Here is a 14,920-nt window from a genome sequence, read left to right on the forward strand (position 1 = left end):
CGTGATGGTATAATCAACTGTAATGTAATGTGGGCTTGACCTGAATGGATGCCTGGGCGGTATAAGGGATCAGCTCCCTACGTTCAAGCATAAGTAGACACGCCTACTGTGAATCAACTGTGAATCAACAGTTATGGATAGGTTCTATTTTGGCAGTTATTGTCAACAGGCAAGCAACCACAAAAATTAGCAGTTGGGAATTGCTGCTCGTCGAGTTGAATAGAGTGTGAAGGTGTGAGGAAAATGAACAGAACTTTTTGGAATTTACTGCTAGTATCCCCGGCAATTCTGGGGCTATCATCAGTCATGAGTGCCACTGCGATCGCCGCAGAAGTGACCGCAACCGCTGAAGCCAACCAGCTAGCTACAGCTCAGTCATCTGAGTCAAAAATTGCAGAAATAGTTGGAGAAATAGTTGCAGAACCAGTTGCAGCAGCCCCTGCTGCCCCAGAAAACCTGGCTTTAAACAGCAGCGTCGAAGCGGCCCAAACCCCGGTCGTTAACGAAGCAGACGCTGAAAAAATCGCCTCAATCGAACCAGAAACCAGCGCAGCAGCACTGCAAACAACACTGCAAACAACAGGGAGCGACATCGGGTTAGCAGCCCCAATCGCTCCGGCCAGCGCAGCAGCGACTGAACCCCTAGCAGCAGCAGGCACAGCCGAACCCTCGCCCCAAGCATCAGACTTGGCAGTGCAAAGCAGCCAGACAGAAGTAGCTGGGAAAATTGAAGTGCCAGCAGTCGCCAGCACCCCAGCTACTAAGGTAGAAATTGCTCAGACACCAGCCGCCGGAATGGGCGGCCCCATCGTCCCTGTCGCTCCCCAAGCGCTGCCGGCTCAACCGTCGGGAACCATGTCCCAGGTGACATCAGTCACTCAGCTCTCCGACGTGCGCCCGACAGATTGGGCATTCCAAGCCCTGCAATCCCTAGTCGAACGCTACAGTTGTATCGTAGGTTATCCCGACGGCACCTACCGCGGCAACCGCGCCCTGACTCGCTACGAATTTGCAGCCGGCGTCAACGCTTGCTTAGACAGCATAACCCAACTAATTGGGTCAACAGGTAACTTGGTTACCCGAGACGACTTAGCCATCCTGCAACGCCTGCAAGAAGAATTTGCAGCCGAACTCGCTACCCTGCGCGCACGAGTAGACGGCCTAGAAGCTCGCAGTGCAGAACTCGAAGCCAACCAGTTCTCCACCACCACCAAATTGAATGGAGAAGCCATTTTTGCCGTCAGCGACACCTTCACCGGAGATGATTTCAGGCTTGAGGACGACGAAACTGTCACCAACTTCGGCTACCGGGTGCGCTTGAACTTATTGACAAGCTTCACCGGTCGAGACTTGCTCAGAACCCGCTTGCAAGCAGGCAACGTCGCCCGCTACGACAGAGCCACGGCTACCGGTACCAACATGGCTCGCCTAGCCTTTGATGGGTTTGAGAGTAGCACTTTCCAACTGGAGGAGCTGTACTATCGTTTCCCGGTCGGTAACGCTACATTCTTTGTGGGTCCTAAAGGACTTGACCTGGATGAAATTGCAGAGACGGTAACACCCTTTAACTCTACGGGTACTGGTGCAATTTCCAGATTTGGAGTTCGCAACCCCGCCGTATTCCGCGGGAACCAGCAGGGAAGTGCTGGCGCAAGCATGACTTACAACTTCGGCAACTTCCGAGCTACCGCAGGCTATCTGGCCGGCGACAGCAATGCTCCTAACCCCGCAAGCGGCAGGGGCGTTTTCAACGGTTCTTTCACCGCTTTGGGTCAGATAGGCTTTTTTAGCAAACCGTTTGATTTGGGCCTGACTTACACCCGGAAATACAATCGCGCAGGCGATGTTAACATCATGGGCGGCGTCGGCAGTGCCTTGGCGAACCGGCCCTTCGATCAATCACCCACCGCATCAGATAACTTTGGGGTGCAAGTTAACTTCAAACCCAGCAGCCGCTTTCAGATTGGCGGTTGGTACGGTTATACGAAGGCTGAGCAACTGCGGGGGGGCAACAATGACGCCACGATCCAGAATGGTGCTATCACTTTGGCCCTGGCAGATTTTGGCCGGCAAGGCAACCTCCTCGGTTTTGTCTTCGGTGTACCGCCAAAAGTTACTGAGAGTGATGTCGCCAGAAACCGCGACACCTCTTATCACTTAGAAGGTTTCTATCGCTTCCAAGTCAATGATTTTATTTCGGTGACACCGGGCGTTTACGTGATTCTGAATCCCGAACACAACAACAACAACGAGGATATCTGGGTCGGACTCCTCCGTACTACCTTTAGTTTCTAAGGTTCCCAGACATCTAGTTACAGCTAAAAGCGGCAGGCGACTGCCGCTTTTATTTATTGGTCATCAGGCGATTTTAGATTTTAGATTTTAGATTTTCAACAGTCATCAGTCAACAGTCAACAGTCATCAGTCATCAGTCATCAGTCAACAGTTCACAAATTATGAATTTTGGCGGCAAATCCCGAATACGGAGGTGTAGCCGTGCAGAAATGTGCTACCGCCGACGGGGCCGATTTCGCCGTTGCAGAAAAAGCCGCTCAAGGGGATGTTTTTGAGGTATCGGCTAAACAGTCGGGAGTCAAAGTTCGACTGGCCGTAAAGCCCTTCACCGCGCCCCAGACAAGAGAACATTAAGGCGCCGGCGCTGGATGTACCACTGTACTCGGCGGCCCGCTGATAGCGATTGAGCAGCATTTCTAGGTCTTCTGCGGAGGTGCGCGCGTCCCGCAGGTGAAATTGGATGCGCTGTCCGGGGCGGACTCGATCGCCGATCGCAATTGCCCCCACTTTCGGATCTACTCCCAACAGATTGCGGATTAAAAAATCTCCCGGCTCTAATGTCAGCTTGAATTCATCGCTGACTAAGCCTACAAATAACGAGTGCTGAGCTAATTCTCGGTCTTCTTCGCTCAAAGTTTGAACTAACTCTCGCAAGGCCTCTAAGGGCGATCGCTCGATGCCTCCGCTGCCGATATCGTCGGTTTGTTCTTCGAGTTTCAGCAAAATATTGCGATCTCCTTCCGTCACCCGATAAGGATGCCCGATCGGCCTGCAGCCTTGAGCGACGATCGTTTCCAAAACTATATTGCCGCTCAAAGCTACCCCAACCGTCCCTTCTCGGTAAAGCTGATAGTCGCAAAACAGCGCCGCGCCTCTGCCCGCACCGTCCCCCCCGGCGAGCCCCCCTACCTTCGCCGCACCCGGATAGGCATAATCTAGCCCTTGCAGCAAATCGTTAATTTTTGCCGAAAAGGGGTCGGCCAAGATGATGAACTGCGGTTCTTCCTGGGCCGGCACGCCCAAGAGATCCACCCAAGTATCCGGGGGACTGTCTAAGTCCGGCAGTTCTTCTGCACCGACGTGAAAAGTTCTGACATTCACTCCCGGCAAGCGCGCCAGACTGAGGCTGACTGCGGGAGATCCCTCGACTTCTTCGGTGAGGCCGCCCCGGTTCGTGCCGATGACTCCTCCCCCGCCACAACCTAGGATCGCGGGTACTGGCAGCAGTTCTCGGAGTAAAGGCATCAGCCGAGAGTACTCGCTGGCAAAGGCAGATGAGATAAATATCAGCGCTAAATCGGCCGGGCCTTCTAGGTCGCGATCGGCTTGTTCTATAACTTCTTTGAGCGCGGATTCCAAAGAGGGACGGGTTGATAAAGCGCTGACCCATTGCATTTGGTTTTGGGTGTACATAAGGCAAACTTCTCTATAAAACTATCTCTATACATTACGCTAACCGGAACTGGCCGCTGGCCTTCTCGGTTTTCTGGGGCGATCGATTCCCCCTCGATTGCCGTTGTTGTGTTAACATAAGTTAACATGAGAGGCCCATTAATCTGTTGTGTGTTAAATGCCGTGTTCAGCTAAATCTTAAAAGATAAAGCTCAATACAGTTTGACACACCAACCTCGTGTAATGTTTTCATCAAAAGTAAGGTCAGCTCCACCTACATTGATACCTGTGGACTCTTCTCCCGCCCACGGGGTAGAGTAAAGCAGGAAGTAGAGACGGGCTGCGATCGCAGTTATGGATGGTTTCTATCTGGGCTGCTGCAACAGCAGCGCATCTCAAGCTATTATTAGCTGGGGTCGCCAGACCGAAACAGCAAATCCAACCCAAACTAACATCCAAAAAGAAAACCTTTCTTACTTAATAAGGTCAACGACCCAGGTCTAAAGACACGCTCGCTTCGAGCCTAAGACTTAAACCACTGTTGACCCGCCGTATACTTTAGAAGTCTACGTTTTTTGAGTTATGACACCAAGCGGCTGCTTAGCTAGTCCCTTGCTCTGTCGTTAACGGTTAAACATCTTTATTTGGGTTAAGGACGTGCCGTTAGCCGAACAAGCTCACTAAACAAAGGCCCGTGCTAACATTACCTAGAAATAGGTCGGGGACAACCATATTCTCCTACACTTTCCTACCAACAAGTTTTATGACAACAACACCCGCAGGCAACATCCAAGAAAAAATTGAAGAAGAACTAGAAAGCGCTCGTACCGTCTGTGACCTCAAGGGCGCCACTTCCGGGGAATGCGCGGCGGCGTGGGACGCAGTTGAAGAACTGCAAGCAGAAGCTTCCCACCAAAAGCAAGTCAAGCCTAAGAATTCTTTTGAAAAATTTTGCGACGACAATCCTGACGCTGCTGAGTGCCGCATCTACGAGGAATAAACGAGCCATTTAGCTCTATCCCTTCCCTCCCGCGCCGAAATCTAACTTTTGGCGCGGGAGAATTTTATTTTAGGGGTTGAGCCTTGAAATCCTGGCGAGATTTGCCCTCTATCCCAATACGGTTCAAATCCGCCAGCTTCCCCCTCGCCCCCCAAGGAGGACAATAATTTGCTCTTGCATCCCCCAAGGGAGGCGAGGATGGGAAGGAGATATCTGAGGAATAAACAGTTTTAACTCAAGGGTATTGCCGTCTATCGTGTCTCAAGTACCTTTCAAAGCGCGCCAAGTACCTTAGAAAAAATAGCAGTAACTAAAACATTAAGACCGTGTTCTGGTTGCTGATTTTTTAGCATTTTTGTAGTAAAATTTGTGACAAATAAGTGAGTATATTTTCCCAAAGATGTTGAGTCTTTTATTGGCAGCCACCGGGCCTTGGTTTCAACCGCTAGTCTGGATGGATTACCGGTTGTCTGTGTTATTAACAATTTCGATCCCGCTGGTAGTGCTGATTTGGGCTGTTGTGGCAAAAGCTGAGGCGATCGTCCGTTTGTCGATTATTTATTGGCGGGTGGCGAGTTTGCTGGCAATTACACTTTACCTGATGATGGCTGCGCTGCCTGTGAGCTTTGTATCGTCGGTGATTGGGAGAGCCTTAATTCCTGCTAGTCTGTGGTTTTGGGAGGATTTAAACGAAGAAATTGCCGATCGACCGCAGTCGCCCCTGAAACTGGCTTTTACAGCTTGGAGGTGGGCGATTACTGTTTACAGCGGTTTGGGCGCTCTAGCTCAACTTCCCTTCTTAAGCTGTGCTTTTAAATCTCAAATTCAGATAATTGACGAACCTTTTTGCCGCGTTTGGTTAGACCCACCTTGGCTCTACAAACAAATGTTTCACCCTACGGCAAACCCTCAATTTTTGGGATTGTTGGGTCTGATAGGTTTAGCAATCTATGTAATTTACTTGTCATATTTTGTGCTAATTAGACTAGGAAAACAGGGGAGGTCAGCTACCGGAAATTAAGTGTAGTTTAAGTTAGTATTTCCCTCCTAAATTGCAGCTAAATTTTTCCACAAAAAGCTCATAAATCTCAAATAAAAACTGCCGGGGCGCATCTAGGACAAAACCAAACTAACAGCAGGGTGGCTGACGTGACCCCCCAAAAACGGATACAAGCCGTGAACTCCAGTCGTGGAGATCTAAAAATTTTAGACTAAGGTTCCAGCTTCCAGATTCATCTGTGGAGTAAATCTAAAATCTAAAATCTAAAATCTAAAATCGACTGACAGCAATGTTATGGGGAAAGACTGTGATGGATAGCAAACAAGCCTACTTACAGTGCTTAGAAAGGCTGATTTGGGCGCTCGATCGCCTGGAAGCAAAAGTCGAACCAAGTGAACTCGCTCGGATTGCCGAACTGATTGTTCAGCCGATGGTGGGGCCCTGGCGGTTTTTTCACACTCCCGAACATATTTTTGAGGTGGGGGGAGATGAAGATGCGATCGAGGTTTTGGCAGCTTTATTTCACGATACCGTCTACGTGCAAGTCGATCGCAGCATTAACTTTAACGTCAGCTACTACATCACTCCTGTTGCAAAAGAGGTTAACAAACAGCTACAAATTAGAGATCAATTTGAACTGTCTGCGGATGCTATCTTCGAGATGGTAATGCTGGTATTCAATTTTGTACCGGGCGAAGTCCTCAATCCTTTCGCCGGACAAAACGAATTTCTCAGCGCTGTCGTAGCAGCAAAAGCTCTAGAACCATTTCTCAAACGCGAGCAATTGCTTCAAATTGCAGGCTGCATTGAAGCAACCATTCCGTTTCGCGTCGCCGAGTCGGGAGTAACAGTAAGCCAGCGCCTTTATGACCGCTTGCAAGCAATAAATAGCCGATTTAACCTCAGTTTGAATGATGAGGAAATGCGGGAAACGGTCAAAAAAGCTGTGCGAATTTCTAACCGGGATGTGATGAGTTTTGCTCACCATAGTTCAGCCCATTTTTTGGCAAATACCTGGAATTTACTGCCGGAAACCAATCACAATCTCATCTGCTGCGGTTTTTACACGATTCGCGACTACCGAGTTGCTTTGCTCAAGATGGAAGGTTTTCTGAATTATCTCAAGCCAGAAATAATTTTCCGGCAGTTTGAGGGATATCCAGACGATCGCACCTATCAGCGCTGGGAAACTACTGCTAAGTACAATCTCGAAATTGCGAAGCTTTATTTGGGGTGCAAACTGGCTGCCCTAGCCCTGCTAGAAGCTCTTTCTTCGGATTTGGGGATTGAGGTTTCTCTGGCGATGATGATGGGAGGAATTCCGGATCAAGCTGCTAACTGCGTGCGTTTGGAAAGCTTTTTTCCAGAAATAGACAAACCTTACCAACCTAAAATTGGTTTAGAAGCGGAAGTATTAAATTTATTAGAAAATGGGCGGGCTAAAAGCACTTCTAATACCGATTTGGAGAGTTCGCCCTTGACAACGTTTGTGGTAAAAATTGTTGGCTTTGACGAAATGCGCTATCAGTGCGATCGAGCTAAGGAATTTTTTCGAGAAAATCTAAACGCCGACGACTTTATTTCCGACTTTAACCCGATAGTTACAGAAATTGTCATTGATTCAATTCTCAAGTTGTTTGACAGCCGGAAATCTACTATCTACCGATACTACGATATCACTTCTAAGTTAAAGTCCCAACCCCAGAGCCATTTTCTCGATCGTCCTTTTCGCTCAAATGGTTAACTAGCTTTAAATACAGTATTTTTGCCTCCTCTATAGAAAAGACCCTTACTCAGCTTATACAACAGTGGAGCGATTGCACCGTGACAGGATTGATTGCCTCGCTTTCTCTACGTCAATCAGCCTATCCATCCCGACACTAACAGCCGTACAGGTAAATAAGTAGACGGAATTAAACCGCATAATGTAACACTATGTAAACAGGTTTAAGTCACCCAGTAGAGAGCCTGTGGAGACTTTGCCCTCGTTTACATAGGGGCGTTTTTTGGCGCCGACTTACTTATGGTGTGGGGGTGGTGGCAAAGATGCTAAAAGTTGATAAACAATAGAAATTCGCTGCTGTTTGCCTTTGACAATTATTTTATACAAAACGGATTTGATAGCTGCCTGTCACTCATCTGAGCTACCCCAAATAAGCGTCACTATAAAAAGCGACTGTTAAAGCACTTCCCCCCACAGCTACAACTGGGGAATAGCAAGTTCAAACGACTTGCAAACCACTAATCCCCAATCAAACCATGCAAACCACAAATTCGATTTACGCTCAATTGCCTCTTTGCACTTCACTGCCCACACTGAAACGAAATAATAGCACCACTGCCAATAAAGACGTGCGCTATCTCCAACAATCCTTAGTTAAAAACGGATATGCCGTCGCAACTGATGGATTCTTCGGCCCAAAAACTGAACAAGCAGTCATCAAATTTCAAAAGGAAAATAAGATTGCTGTTGATGGCATTGTCGGCCCTCAAACTTGGAGTCTATTAGGCGCTTGTTATACAGGTGAACCCGGATGTTAAATCCCAGTTAACTAATCCTAGGCGCACGGGTAGCAAGAAACTGGGTTTTTTCACAGCAATACTTCCTTGACGCCCCCAGAAACGCTAAACAATCTGGTGGTTGAGCGAAGCCTAAACCTCGTTTATGCCCGTCAAAACTGCATCCAGGACTATTAATTAACATCTTTTCCGCACTTCTGTGCTTTTAAACAACTTGCAAACAACCAATGGAGAATCAAACCATGCAAACCACAAACGCCATTCGCACTGAATTACCTTCCTGCCGTTATTTTCCCCTCCTGAAACGCAACGATGGCGTCACCCAAAATGAGGACGTTCGCTACCTCCAGCGACTCTTGAACGCCAGCGGATTTTCTTTAAATACTGATGGAGGATTCGGCGCGAAAACCGAACAAGCAGTCATCAATTTTCAAAAGCAACAAAAAATCGTTGCGGATGGCATTGTCGGCCCCAAAACTTGGAATAAATTAGGAGTTTGTACAACTATATTTTAAAGTTGGTGCAAGCATCTTTTAAAGAGATTAGGGCGGGCAGTGCGCGCCCTATTTCTCCGTCGAAGTTTCCACGCCGGACCACCCCTCTGGGGCTCCGTACATTCGATACTTGCGAGCTCGTTTGAAATACAGCATTGCTACCCGATCGTCAGGATTGATTTGTAAAATGTTTTGAAATACTTTTTGGGCGGCAACAAATTTTTGCTCGTAGTAAAAATTGAGAGCTTCTTGAAAAACCTCCGCAGTTTGCTGCTTAAGTACAATACTCTGCTCTGTTTCTGTCTCGTAAATTTCAAACACCGACACAGCATTTGTCTTTCCTTTGACCATTACTCGATCGACAAATCTGTACTTATATTTTTCTGGATCGTCTAGGCGATCGATAATTGCACCGCTAACTAGAATGCCCGCGCCGTAAACCTTTGTCAATCCTTCCAAACGAGACGCGAGATTCACCGCATCAGCAATCACCGTACTTTCCATCCGTTCTCGCTCGCCAATTGTACCCAACATCAAATTGCCCGCGTGTAAACCGACGCCGATCGCGATCGGACACAAATCATTTTTTTCTCGCTGCTGGTTGTAAATATTCACTTCTTTTTGCATATCAATTGCTGCTCTGACGCCATCCTCAGCAGATGTAGGAAACAGTGCCATGACTGCATCCCCAATGTATTTGTCAATAAACCCGTTATTTTTCCTGATGGCCGGGCTAACACTTCCTAAATAAGTATTAATAAAGGCAAAATTTTCTGGCGGTGTCATATTTTCCGAAAGCGCCGTAAATGAGCGAATATCAGCAAACAGCACTGTCATATCTCTTTCCTGATTGTCGCCTAATTTTACTTCAATAATACTCGGTTTTTCAAGCAAGTTTAGAAAATCGTGGGGCACAAACCTGCCGTAGGCTGCATTCAGTTTAGCAAGGCGAATTTGCGTGTTAATTCTCGCCAACAACTCCTTTTTTATAAAAGGTTTAGTTACATAATCATTTGCTTCTAAGTTAAAAGCTTCTACCAAGTCAGTAGTTTGATTTTTAGCCGTCAGCATCAGAATCGGCATTTCTAAAGGCGAGTATTTTTTGCGAACTTCTCGACACACTTCATAACCCGTCATCTGCGGCATCATTACGTCGAGTAAAATTAAGTCTGGCTTAAATCCTGATTCTATCAGATTTAAAGCTTCTAAGCCGTTGCTCGCTTGAGTTATCTCATAGTTGGCTAGAGAAAGACTGTTGATAATGACCTGAATATTAATGGGCTCATCATCGACTACCAAAACTTTTAGTTTTTCACTTTCTAGCAAGTCGCTATTGTCTGATAGCTGAGAATTTATTATAGAGGATTTGCCCGCGAATTCAGGAGTGATTAAAATGGGATAACCGTCGGTTAAACGCGGCTGTATGCTACTAAAATCGGGCTGACTCTCAGATACGGGCAAAGTAAAAATGAATTGGGAACCGACGCCTACAGTTGAAGATACCCCAATTTTCCCTCCGTGCAATTCAACTAATTGCTTGGCAACAGTTAACCCTAAACCAGTGCCGCCATATTCTCTAGCAGTGGAACCGTCAGCTTGTTCAAAGGATTCAAAAATTCGGTCTAATTTATCTTCGGGGATGCCAATGCCAGTATCAGATACAGTAATGGCTAATTGGGAATTAGACGGTGATTGTGCGTTGCCCGTTACCAATTCAGCGGAAATTTCTACTCGGCCACTCTCGGTAAACTTAATCGCATTGCCGATTAAGTTGTAAAGTATTTGCTGCAAGCGATTCTCGTCGGCTGCTATTGGCGGCAATTCAGGAGTAACTGAGTTAATCAATTGCAAGTTTTTTTTGCCTACTAATGGCTGAGACAAAGTGACAATTACAGAGACTATTTCTCGAAGACCGACGGACTTAATTTGCAGTTCTATTGTTTTGTGCTTGAGCTGCGAAAAATCCAGAAGATCGTTAATTAAAGAAGACAATCTTTTGCCCGATGAGGAAATCAAAGCTAAGTTAAAATTTGTAGATTCTGGCAGTTTTCCGGTAGCACCGTCTATTAAAGATTCTGCAATCCCAATAATGCCGTTGAGGGGAGTGCGGAGTTCGTGGGAAGTATTGGCTAAGAATTCGTCTTTCAGTTTGTCGAGTCGCTGCAATTCGGTATTTTTAGTTTCTAAGGCAGTAAATGATGCTTGCAATTGTGCTGCCATGCTGTTAAAAGCAGCGGCAAGTACGCCCAACTCGTCGGAACGATCGAGCTTTACAGTTTGGTCAAATTGTCCTTCAGACAAAGCTATTGCTGCATTTTTTAATTTTAAAAGAGGTTTGATAATCCAGCGAGAAGTGAGAAGTCCTAACACACTTGCCATGCCCAAAGCTGCCAGACATAGTAACACTGTAGTTCGGTTGCCTGCATTGATTTGTTCCATAAAGTCGGCTTCGGGAACGACAACGACAATCAGCAAATCTAAACCCTTGTCGTCTTGGAATGGCAGGACTTTTAAAAATTTTTGCTGACCGTTTATCTCAACATTTATTTGCTGCGATTTTGTAATTTGGTGCAAGTTGTGAAAGTGATTTTCTAAATATTTAGCTGTAGTTTGCGTTACGGGATCGCTGCTTTCTGTAACTTTAAATAGTTCTTTTTTACCGTTTTTAGTGCGGAAAGGTTTTTCGGGTGTGGAAGTTGCCAGCAGCGTGCCGTTTCTTTCGATAATAAAAGTTTGACCAGATTTGCCTATTTTGAGGCTGTTTAAAAATTGACCGATACTGTCGAGACGCAACGCAGCAATTAATACTCCTTCTAGTTGTTTCTGGCTGCTGTAAACTGGTTGCAGGGCGCTGAGGATTAATGTGGGTTCTAGGAAGGATATATAAACTGAACTCCAAGTTGGTTTGATTGCTAAAGCTGCATAGCTGTAGGAAGGGTGCTGCCGGATGTCGAAGTTTTTAACGGAGGCGGCTACTGTAGTACGATCGCCCGTATCATTAGTATTGTAAGAATAAAAATCAAAATTTGTAGACGGGCCCGATGCGTTAATCAATAAAGTGCCGTTCGACATCTTTTCGCCGGTGCGATATTCTCCATCTTGATTAGCGATCGACGTAAAATTGATATAAGGATATAATTGCACTTGTCGCCACAGATACTTTTCCCAAGCTGACAAGTCTTTCATGTTCACAAAACCCAGTTTCACCGCATCCAGCTTGCTTTGATTGATTTGGTGGGGAGTTTGCAGATAAGTTCTCAAATTTTGCTCGATGCGATTGCTCACCTCGCCCATCAACTGATCCGCAAGGTCATTCACTGCTCTTTGAGAGTTCCTAAATGATAAGTATCCTACAATACCCACCGCTGCAAATACTTGCAAGACAAACGGAACTATGAGTACGGTTTGCAGCGTTGCTTTTCTTGAAAGTTTTGCCACTAAGTGCTTGAGAGAAAGAGTGGACATAACATTAGTTTAGGTTGAAAAACCCAGTTAATACTTGGAGCGAAGGATGAGCGCTGCTAAAGATTATAAACCATTTTGTACTTAAACACAACTTACGCAAGGAAGACCTGATATCGTTTATACAATCCTCAATCTTATACCAAATTATGAAAAGTCAAAGCGAACCGTAGAGACATGAGAATACCCATTGGTGGCAACTTAATGTACCACCAATAATTCGGCTCTTGTTGAAACCCCTGCCTCAGAACTGCGAGTCCTGTTGCATAGGACTAATGAGTTCTTCAGTCCTCTTTGAGAGAATTTTAGCTATAAGCCCGATGGAATTCATGCCCTGGCGGACTGGTGGTTGAGTGGGAGGAGTGGCGGACTAAAAGCTTAAGTTGACAACACCAATGGGGAATGCCGTGTCTTACTCCCCGCGCCCAGGGGGAACGCATCTTATTGAACACTGTTCATCAGTGGTGAGTATATTTTGAGATAAATTCACCATTCTTAGAATCTACAGACACGCTTGGTAATGACTTTTTAGATAAAATAGGAACTGATTAATGGTGTTTTTTACTCCCTGCTAATTTTGATAAAAAAACTATTACAACCACTGTTGAAAACTTGTATAATAGTTAGTAATGAGTTGTTCGTGAGAATTTAGTTAACTGCCACAGCGAGGATATTAGGTTTGAGTCTCATGCAGGGTAAACTCTAATTAAATATTTTTTATGTACTCAATAATGCTTCTCCAAGATACCAGATTCTGTTAACATAAAGTTTAAATTCGTTCGCCGTGCTCCCTTTGTCCAGTAGTTCTATTGCCCGTGTCCGATGGCAGGGGTCAAGAGGTTTCAAATTAGGGTCTAGTACGAAAACGCGCATTACTGCTGCCTTTCATTGCTGGTAAAGTTGGCCTCGCTAATGTTATAAGAGCTTTTTAAGCCTGAAGCACTGGTTTTTCCTATAGCCTGTTTAACTTCAGACGACAGAGCCGAAAACTGGCAGGCATTAAGCAGGTGTCATAACTCAAATAACGGAGTTCCTATTAGGAGCTAAAGCTGGTCAATAAGGCTTAGGAATGAAAAATAAATAAGGTGACGAATGGAGCAATAGTTTACCTTGGATCAAGGCTTCTGGGGTTTAATTGTGCAAGTTATTGATTTTTCATTCCTTACAGTTTCCTGTAAGCCTACACGCTCACCCAAGGTCAGTGTAAGTAGTTGACTTACCAAGGACTGCCAATTATGCTGAAAGCTGCCCAATAATACGGATGGGATAAATCTTTGCTGTCGAGTTTGGAGATGGACGGGGGCAAGGGAATTTCGCCTCGGGAACTTCGCAGTTGACCGCCTTCGATCGTCACTTTGCCTTCGATCGCGGCAATTTGTGCTTGCCTGAGAGCTTCAGCTTTAATGATTGGAGGGTCGTTTGGCCTGCGGATTTTTAATTGCTGGTAAAACTCTGTCATCAGGGCGAGAGTCCCCGCGTCGCTGACGTACCACAAGCTGGCGAGGGCTGATTTTGCTCCTGATTGCAGTGCTAAACCTGCAAATCCCAGTTCTGCTTCTTTGTCTCCCAAGGCGGTTCTACAGGCGCTTAATACTAATAGTTCGAGGGGCGGATTGTTCCATTTTAAATCTCTCATTTGATCGAGACCCAGTTGGGTGTCCCAAAATTGAATGTAGGAGTTATTTGGGGTTCCGGGGCGGAATTCTGCGTGGGTGGCAAGGTGGATGATTCCGTATTTTTGTTGCAGTCGCTGGGATTGCAAATTTACTATGGTGAAGTCTTGATTGAGAAAGGATTGACCGGGCCACTGTCGGGCGATCGCGCCTAGTTCTAACGGCACTGCTGGCAGCGGTTCTTTGTTCGCTGTTTCTGCGAAATCTGATGCTCCCATTGCTAGGACTTGCACGTTTCTGAGGTCGGCGTAATTGATGTCTGTGAGTTTGAATGCCGGGATGCGGGCGAGGCTGTATTTTTGGATCAAAAATTGCTTTCCGTCGTGCATTGCTGCTAGGGGTACGGTTCGCAAACCTGCGCCGACGCAGAACAGCAATGTTTCAATTTTTGCTGTTTGCAAATCTGTTTCTAGGGGTGCAACTATCCATTTGTATAGTTGTTGCGCTGGTTCTAGATAGGTGGTGGTGTTGAGTTTTACGGGGTTGGTGATTTCGCTGCCGAATTCTTGGACTACTGAGAGCAGTTTCTCTTGTTTGGCTTCGGGGACGCTGCGGAGAATGGGCGGGCGATCGGGCAATATTAAGATTAATTCTAGTTGGTCGGTGCGGGGGATAGCGTAAATTAAAGCGGGTTTTTTCTTTGTTTGAACTGCTAGGCGGGAGAGAGTTTTTGATATTGCTTCGGCGGTTTTCGCACGAGTTCCAAAGTCTTGTTCAAAGTATGTTTGATAGTCTTCTTCCCAGCTTTCTTCGATTCTGGTTACGGCTTCGGTGAGGTTTCCCCGATCGAGCAAATTTCTCATTTCTTGCCCGTTAAGCCCTCCCTGGTCTGCGTTTTGGGCAATTGTAGCGAGGTTCGCGGTGCTCCAGCAGAAAAATATTGCTGTCAAACAGTAAAAAATAGCTTTTTTAATTTTTTTCTGAGTCGTGTGTTTTTGGCGTTGCTGCTGAGATTGGTAGTGCATGATTTTGGGGCGGTTAAGGGCGCCGTGGGCGGCAGCAGTTGGCAAAAGTTGGGATGTGGGTGGAAATTTTGACAAGCGAATTTCTTGATAGTACCCGCCACGTGATTTATCCGTGGAAT

Annotated in this window: 9 protein-coding genes; 6 read left to right on the plus strand and 3 right to left on the minus strand. The window is 46.2% G+C overall.

What is annotated here, in order from left to right:
- Positions 1 to 243 precede the first annotated feature (243 nt).
- Entirely contained in the window at positions 244 to 2,295 is a 2,052-nt protein-coding gene (locus tag QUB77_RS01935) for an iron uptake porin (protein WP_333173164.1), read from the plus strand.
- 159 nt (positions 2,296 to 2,454) lie between these two features.
- Here the strand turns inward: QUB77_RS01935 and QUB77_RS01940 are convergent, their stop codons facing one another.
- Positions 2,455 to 3,708: an FIST N-terminal domain-containing protein gene (locus QUB77_RS01940; protein WP_333322811.1), complete on the minus strand. Its 1,254-nt coding sequence runs from the start codon at positions 3,706 to 3,708 to the stop codon at positions 2,455 to 2,457.
- A gap of 742 nt (positions 3,709 to 4,450) precedes the next feature.
- On the opposite strand from QUB77_RS01940, the gene QUB77_RS01945 reads away from it, so the two are divergent.
- The 5 genes from QUB77_RS01945 (at position 4,451) to QUB77_RS01965 (ending at position 8,722) form a co-directional block, all read left to right on the plus strand.
- Positions 4,451 to 4,687: a Calvin cycle protein CP12 gene (locus tag QUB77_RS01945; RefSeq protein WP_190662788.1), complete on the plus strand. Its 237-nt coding sequence runs from the start codon at positions 4,451 to 4,453 to the stop codon at positions 4,685 to 4,687.
- Positions 4,688 to 5,087: 400 nt separating this feature from the next.
- Complete coding sequence (locus QUB77_RS01950) at positions 5,088 to 5,708, plus strand: DUF3177 family protein (protein WP_333070126.1); 621 nt, start codon at positions 5,088 to 5,090, stop codon at positions 5,706 to 5,708.
- 268 nt (positions 5,709 to 5,976) lie between these two features.
- Positions 5,977 to 7,431 (plus strand): hypothetical protein, encoded by a 1,455-nt coding sequence (locus tag QUB77_RS01955; RefSeq protein ID WP_333322813.1) that lies wholly within the window; start codon positions 5,977 to 5,979, stop codon positions 7,429 to 7,431.
- A gap of 515 nt (positions 7,432 to 7,946) precedes the next feature.
- The gene (locus QUB77_RS01960; RefSeq protein ID WP_333322815.1) at positions 7,947 to 8,228 is read left to right on the plus strand and encodes a peptidoglycan-binding domain-containing protein; all 282 of its coding nucleotides are present in this window, start codon (positions 7,947 to 7,949) and stop codon (positions 8,226 to 8,228) included.
- A gap of 221 nt (positions 8,229 to 8,449) precedes the next feature.
- The gene (locus QUB77_RS01965; RefSeq protein ID WP_333173179.1) at positions 8,450 to 8,722 is read left to right on the plus strand and encodes a peptidoglycan-binding domain-containing protein; all 273 of its coding nucleotides are present in this window, start codon (positions 8,450 to 8,452) and stop codon (positions 8,720 to 8,722) included.
- A gap of 48 nt (positions 8,723 to 8,770) precedes the next feature.
- Here the strand turns inward: QUB77_RS01965 and QUB77_RS01970 are convergent, their stop codons facing one another.
- On the minus strand, positions 8,771 to 12,166 hold the full coding sequence (locus QUB77_RS01970; protein WP_333173182.1) for an ATP-binding protein: 3,396 nt from the start codon (positions 12,164 to 12,166) through the stop codon (positions 8,771 to 8,773).
- A gap of 1,213 nt (positions 12,167 to 13,379) precedes the next feature.
- Positions 13,380 to 14,801 carry a CHAT domain-containing protein gene (locus QUB77_RS01975; RefSeq protein WP_445251710.1) on the minus strand — a complete coding sequence of 474 codons (1,422 nt, stop codon included), beginning with the start codon at positions 14,799 to 14,801 and terminating at the stop codon, positions 13,380 to 13,382.
- Positions 14,802 to 14,920 lie beyond the last annotated feature (119 nt).

It is taken from the genome of Microcoleus sp. AT9b-C3 (assembly GCF_036705485.1).
Taxonomy (GTDB): Bacteria; Cyanobacteriota; Cyanobacteriia; order Cyanobacteriales; family Microcoleaceae; genus Microcoleus.